General features: G+C 65.5%; 14 protein-coding genes. 11 read left to right on the forward strand and 3 right to left on the reverse strand.

What is annotated here, in order from left to right; all coding sequences use genetic code 11:
* Nucleotides 1–152 precede the first annotated feature (152 nt).
* On the forward strand, nucleotides 153–1,490 hold the full coding sequence (locus tag AC0CH8_RS13295; protein ID WP_465240311.1) for an amidohydrolase family protein: 1,338 nt from the start codon (nucleotides 153–155) through the stop codon (nucleotides 1,488–1,490).
* Nucleotides 1,487–2,815 (forward strand): MFS transporter, encoded by a 1,329-nt coding sequence (locus tag AC0CH8_RS13300; RefSeq protein ID WP_465240312.1) that lies wholly within the window; start codon nucleotides 1,487–1,489, stop codon nucleotides 2,813–2,815. The genes AC0CH8_RS13295 and AC0CH8_RS13300 overlap by 4 nt, the downstream gene beginning before the upstream one ends.
* 3 nt (nucleotides 2,816–2,818) lie before the next feature.
* Here the strand turns inward: AC0CH8_RS13300 and AC0CH8_RS13305 are convergent, their stop codons facing one another.
* Nucleotides 2,819–3,571, reverse strand: coding sequence for a GntR family transcriptional regulator (locus tag AC0CH8_RS13305; protein WP_204196514.1), 753 nt, complete (start codon nucleotides 3,569–3,571; stop codon nucleotides 2,819–2,821).
* 245 nt (nucleotides 3,572–3,816) lie between these two features.
* On the opposite strand from AC0CH8_RS13305, the gene AC0CH8_RS13310 reads away from it, so the two are divergent.
* The 3 genes from AC0CH8_RS13310 to AC0CH8_RS13320 all read left to right on the forward strand — a co-directional run bounded on the left by AC0CH8_RS13310 (nucleotide 3,817) and on the right by AC0CH8_RS13320 (nucleotide 7,019).
* Nucleotides 3,817–5,130, forward strand: coding sequence for a GntT/GntP/DsdX family permease (locus AC0CH8_RS13310; protein ID WP_465240313.1), 1,314 nt, complete (start codon nucleotides 3,817–3,819; stop codon nucleotides 5,128–5,130).
* Nucleotides 5,131–5,235: 105 nt separating this feature from the next.
* Complete coding sequence (locus AC0CH8_RS13315; RefSeq protein WP_465240314.1) at nucleotides 5,236–6,315, forward strand: LacI family DNA-binding transcriptional regulator; 1,080 nt, start codon at nucleotides 5,236–5,238, stop codon at nucleotides 6,313–6,315.
* Nucleotides 6,312–7,019 carry a DUF6445 family protein gene (locus tag AC0CH8_RS13320; RefSeq protein WP_465240315.1) on the forward strand — a complete coding sequence of 236 codons (708 nt, stop codon included), beginning with the start codon at nucleotides 6,312–6,314 and terminating at the stop codon, nucleotides 7,017–7,019. Before AC0CH8_RS13315 ends, AC0CH8_RS13320 begins: the two co-directional genes overlap by 4 nt.
* A gap of 223 nt (nucleotides 7,020–7,242) precedes the next feature.
* On the opposite strand, the gene AC0CH8_RS13325 is transcribed toward AC0CH8_RS13320, so the two are convergent.
* Both AC0CH8_RS13325 and AC0CH8_RS13330 read right to left on the reverse strand, forming a co-directional pair.
* Entirely contained in the window at nucleotides 7,243–8,061 is an 819-nt protein-coding gene (locus AC0CH8_RS13325; RefSeq protein WP_204196510.1) for a hypothetical protein, read from the reverse strand.
* Nucleotides 8,062–8,152: 91 nt separating this feature from the next.
* On the reverse strand, nucleotides 8,153–8,488 hold the full coding sequence (locus AC0CH8_RS13330) for a hypothetical protein (RefSeq protein ID WP_465240316.1): 336 nt from the start codon (nucleotides 8,486–8,488) through the stop codon (nucleotides 8,153–8,155).
* Between the two features lie 364 nt (nucleotides 8,489–8,852).
* Here AC0CH8_RS13330 and AC0CH8_RS13335 point away from each other — a divergent pair, with 364 nt between their 5' ends.
* The 6 genes from AC0CH8_RS13335 (at nucleotide 8,853) to AC0CH8_RS13360 (ending at nucleotide 16,459) form a co-directional block, all read left to right on the forward strand.
* Entirely contained in the window at nucleotides 8,853–12,068 is a 3,216-nt protein-coding gene (locus tag AC0CH8_RS13335; protein ID WP_465240317.1) for a TonB-dependent receptor, read from the forward strand.
* 116 nt (nucleotides 12,069–12,184) lie between these two features.
* Nucleotides 12,185–12,940, forward strand: a complete 756-nt coding sequence (locus AC0CH8_RS13340; protein WP_465240318.1) for a SapC family protein — start codon at nucleotides 12,185–12,187, stop codon at nucleotides 12,938–12,940.
* On the forward strand, nucleotides 12,937–14,001 hold the full coding sequence (locus AC0CH8_RS13345) for a cupin-like domain-containing protein (RefSeq protein WP_465240319.1): 1,065 nt from the start codon (nucleotides 12,937–12,939) through the stop codon (nucleotides 13,999–14,001). Before AC0CH8_RS13340 ends, AC0CH8_RS13345 begins: the two co-directional genes overlap by 4 nt.
* The gene (locus tag AC0CH8_RS13350) at nucleotides 13,998–15,488 is read left to right on the forward strand and encodes a tryptophan halogenase family protein (protein ID WP_465240320.1); all 1,491 of its coding nucleotides are present in this window, start codon (nucleotides 13,998–14,000) and stop codon (nucleotides 15,486–15,488) included. The genes AC0CH8_RS13345 and AC0CH8_RS13350 overlap by 4 nt, the downstream gene beginning before the upstream one ends.
* Nucleotides 15,489–15,615: 127 nt before the next feature.
* Entirely contained in the window at nucleotides 15,616–15,972 is a 357-nt protein-coding gene (locus tag AC0CH8_RS13355) for an ArsR/SmtB family transcription factor (protein WP_204200372.1), read from the forward strand.
* On the forward strand, nucleotides 15,956–16,459 hold the full coding sequence (locus AC0CH8_RS13360) for an SRPBCC domain-containing protein (RefSeq protein WP_204200371.1): 504 nt from the start codon (nucleotides 15,956–15,958) through the stop codon (nucleotides 16,457–16,459). Before AC0CH8_RS13355 ends, AC0CH8_RS13360 begins: the two co-directional genes overlap by 17 nt.
* Nucleotides 16,460–16,513 lie beyond the last annotated feature (54 nt).

The raw sequence follows: 16,513 nt of genomic DNA on the forward strand, positions 1-16,513 counted from the left end.
GCCTGCGCGGCTGACCACCGCGCCTTTTTGATGTTGCATACATTATGTCTAGGTTGCATGCATAGTGGGTAAGCGGTCGACGGCGCGGACGAAAGATCGGCGAAGACGACCAGAGCGGCCGCCGGATTGCAGGCGGCAAGAGGAGGGCGAGGATGACGACTCGGTGGAAGCGATTGGGTCTTGGGCTGCTGGCCGGGACCGCTGCGATGTGCGCCGTCGGTGCGGAGGCGGCGACGGTCGTCTATCACGGCTTCACCCTGATCGACGGCAGCGGCACCGCGCCGAAGGCCGATCAGGCGATGGTCGTCGACGATGCCGTCATCACATGGGTCGGCCCAGCGAAACAGGTCCCCCGCACACGCGGCGCAGCCCGCGTCGATCTCAAGCGCAAGTACCTGATGCCGGGGATCGTCGACCTCCACATCCATATCGGCACGGTCCGCGATCTCGTCCAGAAAGAGGGATATTTCACCCCCGACAGCGTGCGCAAGGACCTGCGCACCTATGCCGCGTTCGGCGTCACGACCGTCCAGTCGATGGGCACCGACAAGGATAGCATCATCGCCATCCGCGACGCCGGCCGGAACGGTCCGCAGACGATGGCACGCCTGCTGACGGCGGGTCAGGGGCTGGTCTTCAAGGGTGGCTATGGCGGCGTTCCCGGCATCAATCACCCCGTCGCCACGCCCGCGGAAGCCGCGGCGGAGGTCGATGCGCAGGCGAAGAAGGGCGTCGATTACATCAAGCTGTGGATGGACGACGAACTCGGCGCGATGCCGAAGATGCCCTATTCCATCAGCAAGGCGATCATCGATGCCGGCCACCGCAACGGCAAGCGCGTCCTCGCCCACGTCTTCTACCTCGCCGACGCCAAGGAACTGGTGGCGCAGGGAATCGACGGCTTCATGCACAGCGTCCGCGACAAGCCCGTCGACGCCGAACTGATCGCCGCGATGAAGGCGCGCGGCGTATGGCAGGGTGCCGCCACCCTCAGCAGGGAAGCGGCGGTCTATGCCTTCGCCGCCGACAATCCCCGCACGCGCGATCCGTTCTTCCGCCAGGCCGCCGATCCCGCGACGATCGCGGGGCTGGAAAGCCCGGAGCGCGAGAAGACCATCGCCACCAGCCGCATCTACCCCGCCTTGCCCCGGATCGACGAACAGGCGCGCGACAACATCATGCTGCTGGCGAAGGGCGGCGTGAAGTACGGCTTCGGCACCGACGCCGGCCCGCCGGGACGCCTGCCCGGCTATTCCGAACATTGGGAGCTGGAGCAGTTGGTGAAGGCGGGCTTCACGCCTGCGGAGGCGATCCACACCGCCACCGCCCGCTCCGCCGAATGGCTGGGCACCAACGACCGCGGCCTCATCGCGCCCGGCCGGCTCGCCGACTTCGTCGTACTGAACGCCGATCCCACCCGCGACATCCTGAACAGCCGCAGGATCGCCGCGGTCTATATCGGCGGCAGCAAGGTCCCGTCGGTCCGATGAGCGACATGGCGGTTGCGGCCAAGGTTTCGAAGGCCGGGGTCTCGGTGGCGGGAACGCGGCCGACGCGCGTGCGGCACGTCGTGCTGTGGCTGACCGTGCTCGCCTATATGATCACCTATATGGACCGGGTGGTCATCTCGGTCACCGGGCCGATGATCCAGGCGGAATATGGCCTGTCGAACCGTACCTGGGGCTGGGTGCTGGGCATCTTTCAGATCGGTTACGCGATCTTCCAGATCCCCGGCGGCTGGCTCGGCGACCGCTTCGGGCCGCGCCGGGTGCTGACCGCGATCGTGATCTGGTGGTCGACGTTCACCGCACTGACCACCGCGACGTGGAGCGCGTCGTCGCTGATCGTCTGCCGCTTCCTGTTCGGTTGCGGAGAGGCGGGTGCGTTCCCGAATGCCACGCGCTCGCTCAGCCGCTGGATGCTGCCCTCCGAACGCGGTTTCGCGCAGGGGCTGACGCATGCCGGCGCACGGCTCGGGGCGGCGCTGACGCCGGTGCTGGTCGTCTGGCTGATGCTGCATTTCGGCTGGCGTGCGCCGTTTCTGATCTTCGCCGTGCTGGGCCTGATCTGGGGCGCCGTATGGTTCTGGTATTACCGCGACAGCCCGCAGCAGCACGCCTCCACCAACGATGCGGAACGGCGGCTGATCGCTGATGCGCTCGCGTCGCAGGGGGAAGCCGGTGCCGTGACGGCAAAGGTACCGTGGCGCTTCATCCTCGCGCAGCCGCAGCTCTGGCTGATCTCGGCGATGTATTTCTGCTACGCCTATTCGATCAACATCTTCCTGACCTGGTTCCCCAAATACCTGAACGAAGTCCGCGATTTCGATCTCGCGCAGATGGGCCTGTTCGCCAGCCTGCCGCTGATGGCGGGCGTGGTCGGCGACATCACCGGCGGCTGGGTATCCGACCGGCTGCTCCACCGCTGGGGCCATGTCACGCTGGCGCGGCGGGTCGTTGCCGTGGTCGGCTTCCTGCTGGCGGCGGTCGCGATCCCGGCGGGCGTGCTCAGCGCATCGCCGCTGGTCAGCGTCGCGTGGTTTGCGCTGGCGGTGTTCGGGCTGGAACTGACGGTCGGCGTTTCGTGGGCGCTGACGCTGGATGTCGGCGGCATCTTCGCCGGCTCGGTGTCGGCGGTGATGAACACGTTCGGCAATATCGGCGGCGCGCTGGCCGCGGTCATCACCGGCTATATCCTGCACTGGAGCGGATGGAATGCGGCGATGTTCGTGCTGGCGGCCCTGTCCGCGATCGGTGCGCTGCTGTTCCTGCGGATCGACGCCTCGCGGCCGATCTACCGCGCCGATACCGTCTGACGGTTACTTGCGCGGTGTCGAACCCGCCGCCGTCTGGTACGCGCGCGACCGCTCCTCGCGCCGGGCGCGCCGATGCGCGTTCTTGATGCTGTCCGCCCCGTTATCGAAATGCGACTGCATCAACTCGGCGATGGCGGGCACATCCCGCGCCCGGAATGCCTGTTCGATCAGCTTGTGTTCCTCGAACGCCGCTTCCCACCGCTCGTGATCCAGCGTGCTGACATGCCGCGCGCGTTCGGCCCGCGGCAGCAACAGCCGCCACGCGAGGATGAGCGATGCGTTGCCGGAAGATTCGACGATCAGCTCGTGGATCTGGCGGTTGGCTTCCAGATAGCGCGGCCGGTCGCGGCTCTCGAAATAGCGGGCCATGTCCTCCTGAAGTTCCGACAGCACTTCCATATCCTCCCCCCCCATCCGCTCACACGCCAACCGCGCCGCCAGCGATTCCAGCGCGCCGAGAACGGTGAACACCTCCGACGCGGCCTGCTCGTCGAGCTGACTGACCTGCACCGTGCGGTTGGGCAGCAACGTCACCAGCCCCTCGGCCGCCAGCGTGCGCAGCGCCTCGCGCACCGGCGTGCGCGACGTGCCGAACTGCTCGCTCAACGCCACTTCGCGCAGGGGTTCACCGGGGGCCAGCTCCCCCGCCAGGATCATCCGCCGCAGCATGGTGACGGCTTCCTGATGCCGGTCGCCTTTGCGAGCGGGGGGGCGATCCTCGGTCTCCGTCGCTGTCTCTGCCGTCTTCCGCTGCATCTTCGCAACCTACTCTCACTCTGCGGACACGGCAATCGGTCCACGCTCGACTCCGGGGCGATGCGGATCGCTCGAATACGAGGATTGGCAGACCACCCGCGGGGTCGCGCCGCGCCGAACGGGACTTCGCGACGATGCTCCCGACCGCATGTGGCAATGCCCCTTGTGCATCGTCGTCCGTGTGTCATGACAGGGCTCTATACATGCCGCGGCTTGATCCGCCGGCCTGAGGGAGCCGGCCTGTCATGACGTTGGTTGCGATCCTTGCCGCGGTAGTGTTGCTGATCCTCGCCATATCGGTCGGGCGGGTTCATCCCTTCATCGCCTTCATCGCGGCGTCCGTTCTGGCCGCCGTGTTGCTGGGTCTTCCCCCCGCGAAGATCATGTCCACGATCGAGGCCGGGATCGGCGCGATGCTTGGCCCGATCGCGATCATCCTCGTCGTCGGCGCGATGTTCGGGAAGCTCGTCGCGGACAGCGGCGCGGCACGACGTATCGCCGATACGCTGTACGGCTGGTCGGGCCGGCGGTTCATCACCGTCGCGATGGCCGCGACCGGCTTTCTGGTCGGAATCCCGTTGTTCTACAATGTCGGCTTCGTGCTGCTGGTGCCGTTGGTGTTTTCGGTGGGGGAGAGGGTGCGGATGCCGGCTGTGTACTTAGGCATTCCGATGCTGGCCGGGCTGTCGATCGCGCACGGGTTCCTGCCGCCGCATCCGTCGCCGACGGCGCTGGTGGCGCAGTTCGGCGCGGACATCGGACGAACGCTGATCCTGGGGCTGATCGTCGGCATCCCGACGCTGGCGATCGCAGGCCCCATCTTCGCGATCACGACGCGCGGCGTCATCGCCCGCCCGCCGGCGCTGTTCACCCCGTCCGACCCGGCGGACGCGGCGCGCCAGCCCGGCGCCCTGCGCAGCTTCACCTGCGCCCTGCTGCCGGTCGCGCTGCTGACGCTGGCGACGATCGTCCAGTACGGCACGGCCGGCGGTTCGGCGGAGGCGCTGGTGACGCTGCTCGGCAATCCGGCGCTGGTGATGCTGTTCGCGCTGGTGGTGGCGACCGTCCTGCTGGCCACGTCACAGGGCAGGACGCTGGCGCAGGTCGGTGTCGGGCAGGCGCAGGCGGTGACGGAAATCGGCGGCATCCTGCTCATCATCGCCGGCGCGGGCGCACTAAAACAGGTATTCGTCGCGGGCGGCGCCGACGTCGCACTGGCGGCGCACCTGAACAGCATGCCGCTGCCGCCTTTGGTGCTCGGGTGGCTGCTGGCGATGGCGATCCGCGTCGCGCTGGGATCGGCGACGGTGGCGGGGCTGACGGCAGCCGGGATCATGCAGCCGATAGTTGCCACCCATCAGGCGGATGGCAGCCTGATGGTGCTGGCGATCGGTGCCGGCAGCCTGATGTTCAGCCACGTGAATGATTCCGGCTTCTGGATGTTCAAGGAGTATTTCGGGCTGAGCCTGAAACAGACCTTCCGCACATGGTCGTTGATGGAAACGCTGGTCGGCGTGTTCGGCCTGGGATTTACGATGCTGCTGAGCCTCGTGATCTAGGGCGCGATTTGACAGGTCGGGCTTTGTACCATTCAAGCATTTCGTGGCCGAGAGTGCCGGCCAAGGGGCAGCGCGGCACGCGTACGATGATCGAGGGGAATTCGAGTGGCGCCGCACCTGAACCGCCGATCCACCCTTCGCGATGTCGCCTCTCACGCCGATGTGTCGATCAAGACGGCGTCGCGCGTCTTCAACGATGCCCCGCACGTCAGCGAGCCCGTAAGACAGCGCGTTCGTGCCGCCGCCGAAGCGCTGAACTATCACCCGAATCTGTTCGCGCAGGCGCTGGTGCGCCGCCGATCGCATCTGATCGGGCTGGTCTACGAGAACCCCTCGCCCAGCTTCGTCGTCGAGCTGCAGATGGGCGTGCTGGATCGCCTGCGCAACGAGCGATACAGGCTGGTGGTGCTTCCGATCACGTCGGTGGCGAAGCGTGCGGCGGAGGTCGTAAGCCTTCTTCGATCCGCGGCGCTCGACGGCGTCGTCCTGGCGCCACCGGCCTCCGACGATCCGACATTGCTCGGCGACCTGGCCAAGGCGGGCATCGCGTGCGCCCGGATCGGGTCCACCACCGCGTCGGACGTGGGGCCGGAAACCCTGATGAACGATCAGGAGGCCGCCTTTCGTCTCGCGAGCTACCTGATCGAACTGGGGCATCGCGACGTCGCGGTCATTCGTGGCGACCCGACCCATCGATCGTCCGAAGCCCGCATGCGCGGCTACAGCGACGCTTTCGCGACGGTCGGCACGACCATCCGCGCAGACCGCATCCGCGACGGCCTCTATACCCGCGAAAGCGGTGAAGCCGCCGCCCGGGACCTGCTCGGCGCCGGCGACCTGCCCACCGCGATCATCGCGCAGAACGACGACATGGCCGTCGGTGCCCTGACCGCGGCGCGCAGCCGCGGATTGTCCGTGCCCGGCGATCTGTCCATCGTCGGCTTCGATGATTCGGAGGTGTCGCGGATCGCGTGGCCGCCGATCACGACGATACGCCAGCCCGTCTTCGAAATGGCGGTCACGGCCACCGACATGGTCATCGCCCAGCTTGAGGGCCGTGACCCCGTGCGCCGGGTCGAGCATCCCTATTCCCTGCTGATCCGCCAATCCGCCGCCGCACCGAGGCTGGACGATAACGCGAAAGCCGCTACCCGATCGTCGAAAGCTGGTGGCGAGGTTCGATGACACCGTTTCAGCTAGCACCGGGAGCGCGGCTGAACGCGACGCTGTTGGGGCAGGAGCAGGAACCGCTGCTCCAGTCGGACGGGATACTGGCCGATCCGGACGAGCTGGTCCGCGGTGCTTCGGCCAGCGACCTCCTGCCCGCCTATAGTCCCGCCGGCGGCTTTCCGGGTCTCAGGAGCGCGCTGCCGAGCGACTATATCCAGAAGGTGGTGAACGTCCTGACGGGCCCGATCGCCGAGGCGTTCTCACTGGGTGCGGTTCGTCCGATCCGGGCGCAGGGTGCGTTTTCCCTCGTGACCCTGCCCCCCGATGCGCTCGCCCCTCCGCAGCGAGCCCCGCACGTCGACTCGGTCGATCCGATGCAATTCGCCATCCTGCATTATCTCTGCGGCGCGGACCACGGCGGAACGTCGTTCTACCGCCATCGTGCGACCGGGTTCGAGACGTTGAGCCCGAGCCGGCTCGCCAGCTACGATGCTCACCGTGCCGGCGAAGCCACGCTGGACGGATATGTCGAGGACGGTGCGCCGTGGTTCGAACCCATCATGCAGGTGTCGGCCGAGATGAACAGGCTGATCGTCTATCGCAGCTGCGTCCTGCACTCGGGCCGCGTTCCGTCACCCGAACGGCTCAGCCCGGACCCCGAAACCGGGCGTCTGACCGCGAACATCTTCGTGACCTTCACACCGGCCAGTCTGCCCTGACGCGATCCGGAAGATGGTGGTTGCCCGACCGCGCCAGCCCTTCGATCCCCACGCCCGGGTTCATCAGGCGAACGGCGAGCATGGCGAGTCGACTCCGGTCGGCACGCTGCGTCAGCGGGCGATGACACGTCTCGGCGCGGCGCAGTGTCGCAACAACGATCGTGCATCGAGAATGTCCGGGTTTGGTGGAGAGCGGACATCAAGCGTCGGCTGCGACGCGGGTTCATGCGTCAGCTGGGATCAGACTTTCTAAACCCCGAGAGGCGACAACCCAGCGGTAAAAAGCGTCTATGATGTAGACACGCAGCAAACTAGGATCGACCGTCACACGGCTGGCTTGCCCAACGCATTCGCGTCCCTGGACGATGATGGTTTGAGTAAGCCCGCGTTCGAGCAAAGAGCCCGGCTCCGATTGAAACAAACGCGTGGCCAGCACAGGCTGTTGTCTGACGAGGCAGGAGGCAAACACTAGGGCGTCAAGATCGTTGGGGAGCCTGAGCCGATTGCGAAGCCCTTCACGCTGCTGAAAGCGGCCTTGCACGGCAGCGTCTGCGGTGATTGACGGCGTCAAAGCCGCGTCGGGAGCATAGGATTTGAGCACTGACTCCACGATGACGCCCCGATCCAGTATCGATCCGCCTACGTCGGCAATCGTATATGGCTTGGCAGGCGTAGTGTACCCGGCCAAGGTTGTTGGTGGATAGCAGCCACGATGGGTCTTCCTGATCCACCCCTGAGCAAAGCGGGCGTTCGCACTGTTAGGCTCGCCATCGACCACCATCCGTATCGACTTGAAGTCACTCGACTTAAGCGCGCACCGTAAGAACATCTGGGCGTTTTCACGAGCAATCTTGCTCGAAAGCAGCGTTTGATAGTCCCAGTAAACGCCGGTCGGGAGCTTCTCGCGCGGTATTCGCAAGGCGGTGACAATGATGTCGTCTGCCGACGACGCGTCGGGAAGGATCGCCGGAACGTTCACTTTCTGCGCCGCAGCCGGCACAGCAGCCGCGAATAATGCTGCCAGTAACGCACCACGTAACATGAGCCGCTCCTTATTGACGAACGCTAGCACCAACGTACGGTTTGGCAAGAAGGTCGCATGTCCGCAGTTGGGCGATAGCCGACACGGCAGGCTAGCTACGAAGGGGCGCGCGGACGGTCAGAAGCGCAGTGAAATCTGGGTCCTCCACTGCCGCGTCTTCGTCAGCTAGCTGGTAGATACCGGGCTGCGCAGGCTCGATTGCATTGAGGACAGGAGCAATCGTGGCATCCTCGCCAGTGCCTTGGCGGATTACGATGCCGGAGTAGCGATCGACTGAAACAACCGTTCCGTGGAGCTGCCGACGCCGGATCAGGCGATCATCGTGATCGACATATGTGAGGCCGATCAGAAGCGTACAACCGACCAGATCAGCGGCAAGCTCCGCGTCCCAGTTATCTTCGCCGTCCAAGCTCTCGAACTCTGCCATCGCCACACCATGCCGCGCCGGCCGAATGTCCGCAATTGGGCGATAGCAGCCGCTCGGCCATGCCCGGACGGGACCTGCCGGTGAGATCGCGCGAGCGTTCTCAACATCGGTCGTATGTTAGGAAGATTGTTCCGCTGACCTGACAGGATGCAGCTTGGAAGGTCGCACTTCGGTGCCGCCCCTTCGACTCCTCTGTATTATCTGATTAATATAGTGGAGTGACTGCCTGTGCCTTGGCGGACACACAATTTAGTATACTCTGCAACGCATTGACAACGTAGGACTGAATGGTAGCACTACCATGAGGGTGTCGGCTAACGGCTGGCTATCAATAAGCGGCGATCAAGCCGCAAGGGGAGGAAGTATGAAAGAGTCCAAGCTCATTGGCGCGCTCGTCCGCACATCTTCGATCGGCGTGCTGGCGTTGTGCATCGCCACGCCTGCGGCCGCGCAGGTCGTCGGCGGCGGAAACGACGCCAATGCTCCCGCGACGAACGCCCAACCGGGGTCCGAAGGTGCTCCCCGTGAGGCGCAGGACGGTGCGACCACGGCCGCAGCGACATCCGACTCGGGCGATGACATCGTTGTCACCGGTATCCGGGCCTCGTTGAACCGCGCGATCGACATCAAGCGGAACTCCAACGGTATCGTCGACGCCATCTCCGCCGAAGACATCGGCAAGTTCCCCGACACCAACCTGGCCGAGTCGCTTCAGCGCGTGACGGGCGTGTCGATCAACCGCGTCAACGGCGAAGGTTCCGAAGTGACCGCCCGCGGTTTCGGCGGCGGCTTCAATCTCGTCACGCTGAACGGCCGCCAGCTTCCGGCGACCAATCTTCAGGGCGTCGGCGGCGACCAGAGCGTCGACTTCGCGACGGCAACGGGTCGTTCGTTCGACTTCGGCAATCTGGCGTCGGAAGGCGTCAGCACGTTGGAGGTCTACAAGACCGGTCGCGCGGCGATCCCCACGGGCGGCATCGGCGCGACCATCAACGTGATCACCCGCAAGCCGCTCGATTCGCGTGAAGCCGGCCTGACCGGATCGGTCGGTGCGAAGGCGGTGTACGACACCAGCATCGAGAAGGACGAGGACGGTCTGGCGAAGATCACGCCGGAAGTGTCCGGTCTCGTGAACTGGAAGAACGACAGCGACACCTTCGGCGTGTCGCTGTTCGGCAGCTACCAGAAGCGCAATTCGGCCGCCGCCAGCTCCACGTCGAACGCGTGGAACATCCGCACGATCGACAACCCGGGCGATATCATCGGCGCGAACACGGTCGTGACCAACCGGCCGCCCAGCGGCAGCCTGATCGCGTTCCCCAACGACGCCCGCTACCACTTCTCGGAGTCGGAGCGCGAGCGGATCAACGCATCCGGCGTCGTGCAATTCCGCCCGGTCGAAAGCCTGCTGCTCACCGCGGACGTGCTGTGGGCGCAGAACCGGCAGAGCGAGGCGCGGCAGGACCAGACCAACTGGCTCAACCGCCCGTTCGGCAGCGTGACGTTCGACAACAGCCCGGTTCCGACCGCCACCGTCATCTCGCAGGCCGTTCCCGACCCGAAGGACACCGGCTACGAGCAGCAGTTCCGGGCGACGAAGGACAAGCTCGAGGAATATGGCCTCAACGCCGCGTGGGACGTGAACGACAAGTTCAAGCTCATCGCCGACATCCAGCATTCCAAGTCGCAGGCGCTGCCCGATGCGTCCAACGGCGCGAGTTCGACGCTGTTCTCGATGGGCGCCAACGTGGTCAACGGTCAGACGATCGACTGGTCGAACGGCTTCCCGCAGATCAACGAGACGATCAACGACTGCCGCGCGCTCGCGACGAGCAGCGGTCCGGGTCGCGTGATCGGCAATTGCAACAACCAGCTCGACGTCGGCGATCTCGGCACGCAGGTCGCCCGGACCAACACCGCCCGGCAGACGCAGACCATCAACCAGGCGCAGCTCGGTTTGGGCTGGGATCTGGGCGAGGGCAGCAAGGCGGAATTCGGCGGCAGCTACATCGACTCGAAGCTGCGTTCGACGCGCACGCAGACGACGCAGACGCTGGGTGACTGGAGCATCAGCAACCCCGGCGAGGTCGAGGCGCAGGCCGGCGACCTGATCAAGACGTTCTGCCTCGTCTGCAAGTTCGACAAGTTCAAGCCGGGCGTGACCGGCCCCGGCCTCAACGCCTTCCGCGGCAACGCCGTCGCCCTCACCGACATCTTCTCGTCGCTCTACTCGGCACGCGGCAACCTGGTCAGCGCCGGTTCCGCCAACGACGACAGCATTCGGGAGAAGATCGCTTCCGTCTACGGCCAGTTGACCTGGAAGGGACAGATCGCCGGCGCCGAGGCGACGTTGGTCGTCGGTGCCCGCTACGAGGTCACGAAGGTTCGCGCCTTCTCGCGCGTGAACGGGCCGTCCGCCATCATCTGGACGTCGGACAACGACTTCAACGTTCCGGGATCGGCGACGGCGACGCCGTTGTCCGGGCGCGGCAGCTACGACAATCTCCTGCCCTCGATCGACTTCCAGATCTCGCCGGTCGAGGACGTCATCACGCGCGTATCGTTCAGCCGCACGATTGCGCGGCCGTCGTACGGGAACCAGTTCGTCAGTTCGACCGCGGGAGCGGGCAGCCGGGCGACGCTGTTCGGCGGCCAGCCGAACGGGACGACGGGCAATCCGAACCTGAGGCCGCTCATCTCGGACAATTTCGATGTCTCGGCCGAGTGGTACTTCAAGCCGTCGAGCTACCTGTCCGCCGGTTTCTTCGACAAGCGCGTCCGCAACTTCCTGGGCACCGGCCTGTCGAACGGGAATCTGTTCGGGCTCCGCGACGCGACGACCGGCGCGCCCGGTTCTCGCTCCGGAACGGCCGCGGCGGCGCTGGCCCGGCTGGGTCTGGATCGTTCCGACATCAACCTCTTCAGCTATACGGCGAGGCTGATCCAGAACGGCGGCAATATCGGCCAGACCGATGCCGACATCCGCGCGAACAGCTCGGGTACCGCCGTCAACCAGGGCTATTTCGACACCCTGTCGCGTGAAGTCGACATCACGCCGGATGCGAACGATCCGCTCGCCGTGTTCTCCATTTCCTCGCCGATCAACAATCGCGACGCGGAGATCTACGGCGGCGAATTCGCAGGCCAGTACTTCTTCGGAGAGACGGGCATCGGTGTGGCGGCATCCTACACGCTGGTGCGCGGCAACGTCGGCATCGACGTCCTCGCCGCGCCGACGGTCGACCAGTTCGCCTTGCTCGGACTGTCGGACACGGCGAACGCGTCCCTGATCTACGACAAGAACGGAATTTCGGCCCGCCTCACCTACAACTGGCGCGACAAGTTCCTGTCGGAAACCGGCCGCGGCGGCACCACCGATCGCAATCCGGTGTTCTTCGCGCCGTACACCACGGTGGATCTGAACGTCAGTTGGGACATCAGCCAGAAGATCGCGATCTCGCTGGAGGGGATCAATCTCACCAGCGAGTCCGTGCGCAGCTACGGCCGCTCGAAGAACCAGACGTTCTTCGCGCAGGAAAACAAGCCGCGCATCCTGGTCGGCGCCCGCTACCGCTTCTGATCCGCGCGTCCGTTACCACTCCCCTCCTCAAGGCCGCTCTTCGGAGCGGCCTTTTTTTCAGGCGGCCGAACCCTCGCTCGCTGGCCGCTGATGCAAAAACCGGGCAGCATCGTGAGATGTCGCGCTCCAGCCGAGAGACTTCCAAGCCGATGAACCGCGTGCTGCTCAACAATGTCGATCATGCCGATCTGCGCGTCGCCATTCGCGCGGGGGCGGAGTTCGGCGACGGCGTCAATCAGTTGCCGATCTTTCCGTCCGAGTTCGAGGCGGCCCAGCGATCCTTTCCGATCATCTTCCGGCCTGAGGGCGAAGGGCTTCAGGCGCACGTCCTGCTCGGACTGGACCGAGACGAAAACCTGTTCCTGGACGGTGACCGTTGGACGAGCGGCTACGTGCCCGCATTTCAGCGTCGTGGCCCCTTCTCGATCGCCGTGAGCTCCGGCACGGCAGGCGACGGCGAACCGGCCGAGCCGATGATCCACATCGACCTGGACGACCCCCGCGTCGGAGCCGAGGACGGATTGCCGGTGTTCCGGGAGCATGGCGGTAACGCACCGTTGCTGAATCACATGACCGGCGTCCTGCGCACGATCTATCAGGGACTCGAGACGGCACCCGCCATCTATGCGGCCTGGCGGGAGGCTGGCTTGCTCCGGTCCATGACGTTGCAGATCGGTCTCGACGACGACCTGACCTATGATCTCCCCGATCTGTTCATCGTGGATCGTCAGGCACTCGCCGACCTGTCGGGCGAGATGCTCGAAAGGCTGCACCGATCGGGTCTGCTGGAAGGCGCATTCCTGGCTGCGGCTTCGCTCGGCAACGTGCAGCGGTTGATCGAGCTGAAGAACATCAAGAGGGCGACCGAATGAACGCCGTCGCGTCCGGTCGGCCCATCGCGTCGAGGCGCGTGCGGGAGATCGACGCCGCGCAGGCGGGGTCGATCGATCCCCAGGCGCTGGTGCTGGCAGGCGAGCCGGTCGTCGTGCGCGGCCTCGCGCGGGACTGGCCGCTGGTAGTCGCCGGGCGCGACGGCGCGAAGGCCGCAGCGGATTACCTTTTGTCCTTCTACAACGGCCGGCCGGGCGTCGGCTACACGGCGCCTGCGGAAGCCGGCGGTCGCTATTTCTATGACGACAGCTTCTATGACGGCAGCGCCACACGGTTGAATTTCGAGGCGGAGCGGGTCCGGCTCGACGACTATATCGGCGGCATGCTCACGCGGCTGGGCGACCGGGGCGCGCCGTCGTTCTACATCGGCTCGACCGACCTCGACGGCTATTTTCCCGGTCTTGCGGCCGCGGGCAACGATCTCGAGCTTGACGGCCCCGCCTTCGACACCGTGCTGCGCAGTATCTGGATCGGGACGCGGACCACCGCATCCGCGCACCACGACATGTCGAACAACATCGCCTGTGTCGCGGTCGGCGAGCGTCGCTTCACGCTGTTCCCGCCGGAGCAGATCGCGAATCTCTATCCGGGCCCGCTGGAGCCGACACCGGGCGGTCAGGTCGTCTCGATGGTCGATTTCCGCTCACCCGATCTCGAGCGGTTCCCCGACTTCACCAAGGCGCAACAGGCCGCGCAGGTCGCGGAACTGGGGCCGGGCGATGCGGTGATCTATCCCGCGCTGTGGTGGCATCACGTGGAGGCGCTTTCCGACTTCAACATGATGATCAACTTCTGGTGGAACGATGCTCCAGCGTTCATGGATTCCCCCATGAACACCCTGCTCCACGGGCTGTTGAGTTTGCGGGATCGGTCGCCGCACGAGAAACGGGCATGGGCAGCCTTGTTCGACTATTACGTGTTCGGGCCCGCGGAGCGTCCGACCGCGCATCTGCCGGACGCGGCGCAGGGCCCGTTGGCCAGGCTGGACCCGATGTCTGCACGGCAATTGCGAGCCAAGCTTCTTCAACGGATCAACCGATGACCGAACCGACGGATCGACGCCGCATCGTCATCGCCGGGGGCGGCACCGCAGGCTGGCTGGCGGCCGCGATCCTGACGCGCCAGCTCGGCGCGCTGGCCGAGGTGACGCTCGTCGAATCCGAAGACATCGGATCGGTGGGCGTCGGCGAGTCCACGATCCCCACGGTCCGCGCGTTCCACGCGCTGATCGGCATCGACGAGCAGGAGTTCGTGCGCGCCACCGGCGCCAGCTTCAAGCTCGCGATCTCGTTCGAGAACTGGGCGCACGACGGGGATCGCTACATCCACTCGTTCGGGGATGTCGGCAAATCGACCTGGATGAGCGACTTTCAGCATTTCTGGCTGGAAGCTCGCGCCCGCGGACTTGCCAAGCCCTTCGGCGCCTACTGCCTCGAACACGAAGCCGCCGCTGCCAAGCGTTTCGCCACCGGCGGGCAGCCAGCGCTAAATTATGCGTATCATTTCGATGCCGGCCGCTACGCACGGTATCTACGGCAGCGGTGTGAAGCGAACGGGCTTCGCCGCGTCGAGGGCAAAATAGCGGGCGTCGAGCAGGATCCCGAAAGCGGCGACATCGCCGCACTCGTCATGGCGAATGGCGAGCGGATCGAGGGCGACCTCTTCTTCGACTGCACCGGCTTTCGCGCGTTGTTGATCGGCGAAACACTGGGGGTCGGATTCGAGGACTGGAGCCACTGGCTGCCGACGAACCGCGCGCTTGCGATGCAGACGAGCGCAACCGAACCCGCCGTCCCCTATACCCGGGCGATCGCGCACGATGCGGGCTGGCGATGGAAGATCCCGTTGCAACACCGCGTCGGGAACGGGCTGGTCTATTGCGCCGATTATCTGGATGACGACGCCGCCCGCGAACGCCTCCTCGCGTCGGTCGAGGGCGAGCACCTGATCGAGCCGCGGCTCATCCGGTTCCGGACCGGCCGGCGCAAGGCGGCATGGCATCGGAACTGCATCGCACTGAGCCTCGCCAGCGGCTTCGTCGAACCCCTGGAATCAACGAGCATCCATTTGATCATGATCGCGCTCACCCGCTTCCTTCAACTCTTGCCGGCGGGGCGACCGAGCGCGGCCGCCATCGCGCGCTTCAACGATCAGGCCGCACGGGAGATCGAAGGCGTGCGCGACTTCATCATCCTCCACTACCATCTGAACGATCGTCAGGAGCCGTTCTGGCGCGACCGGCGGGAGATGAAAATCCCCGACAGTCTGGCAGAGCGCATCGCGTTGTTCCGCGACAGCGGCAATGCGTTCCAGGCCGACCATGAGCTTTTCCGGGTCGCATCGTGGTTGCAGGTGATGCTCGGCCAGCGGCTCACGCCGGACAGTCATCATCCGGTCGTCAAGCTGATGCCGCCCGACCAGCTCAAGGCCGTGATGAAGAGCATGAGCGACACCATCGCAACCACGGTACGGCAGCTTCCGCCCCATCAAGCGTTCATCGACCGCTATTGCGCCGGATCGGCCGGCTAGTCCTCGCGGGCCGTCCGCCGCGCGCTTTCAGGCAGCGGTTCAAGCGCGCCGGCCCGTGCGGGAGCGACCACCGACCAACCTGTGAAGCGTTTGCACGTCGCGTGCAAACACGCTAATACTGAACCATATGGTTCAGTATTCCAGTCCCATACTCGATCTTTCGTTTGCGGCGCTGTCCGACGCGACCCGCCGCGGGATCATCGATCAGCTTGGGCGCGGGGCGGCGTCGATCACCGGTCTGGCGGAAAGATTCCAGATGACGCTGACCGGCATGAAGAAGCACGTCGCGATTCTGGAGCGGGCCGGGCTCGTCGTCACGCACAAGGCCGGACGGGTCAGAACCTGCACGCTGGGGGAACGGGGCCTCGCCGCGGAGGCGGAGTGGATCGAGGCGCACCGCATGCTCTTCGAGGCGCGCTTCGGAGCACTGGACGACATCATCAACGAGCTGCAACGGGAGGTACGCGATGGATCGGCAGGATAGCAGCGCATTCGGGGCGCAGAACCGCACCTCGGTCGAGCGGGTCGGCGACCGCGAACTGGTCATCACCCGGACCTTCGACGCGCCGCCGGACACGGTCTATCGGGCCTGGACCCAGCCCGATCTGTTCCGGCGCTGGTGGATGCCGAAGTCGGCCTCCGGCGTTGCGCTCGTCACGTGCGATCTGGACGTCCGCACCGGCGGCAAATACCGGCTGGAGTTCAGCGCCGGGGGCCCGGAGACCATGTCGTTCTTCGGCAAATATCTCGACGTGGTGCCGAACGAGCGGATCGTCTGGACCAACGACGAGGGTGAGGAGGGCGCGATCACGACGGTGACCTTCACGGACCAGCACGGAAAGACGTTGCTGACCTTCCACGAACTCTACCCGTCGACCGAGGCGCTGGAGGAAGCGCTGCAAGGCGGGGCAGCCGCATTGCCGGAGCAGATGGACCAGCTTGGAGAGGTGGTCCGCGACCCCGCTATCTGACGCGGTCGGCGGACCGCTTCGACGTTGTCGCTCGAGAGGCGGCTCCGCGGCCCC

The sequence above is a fragment of the Sphingomonas sp. AC435 genome (genome assembly GCF_979253005.1).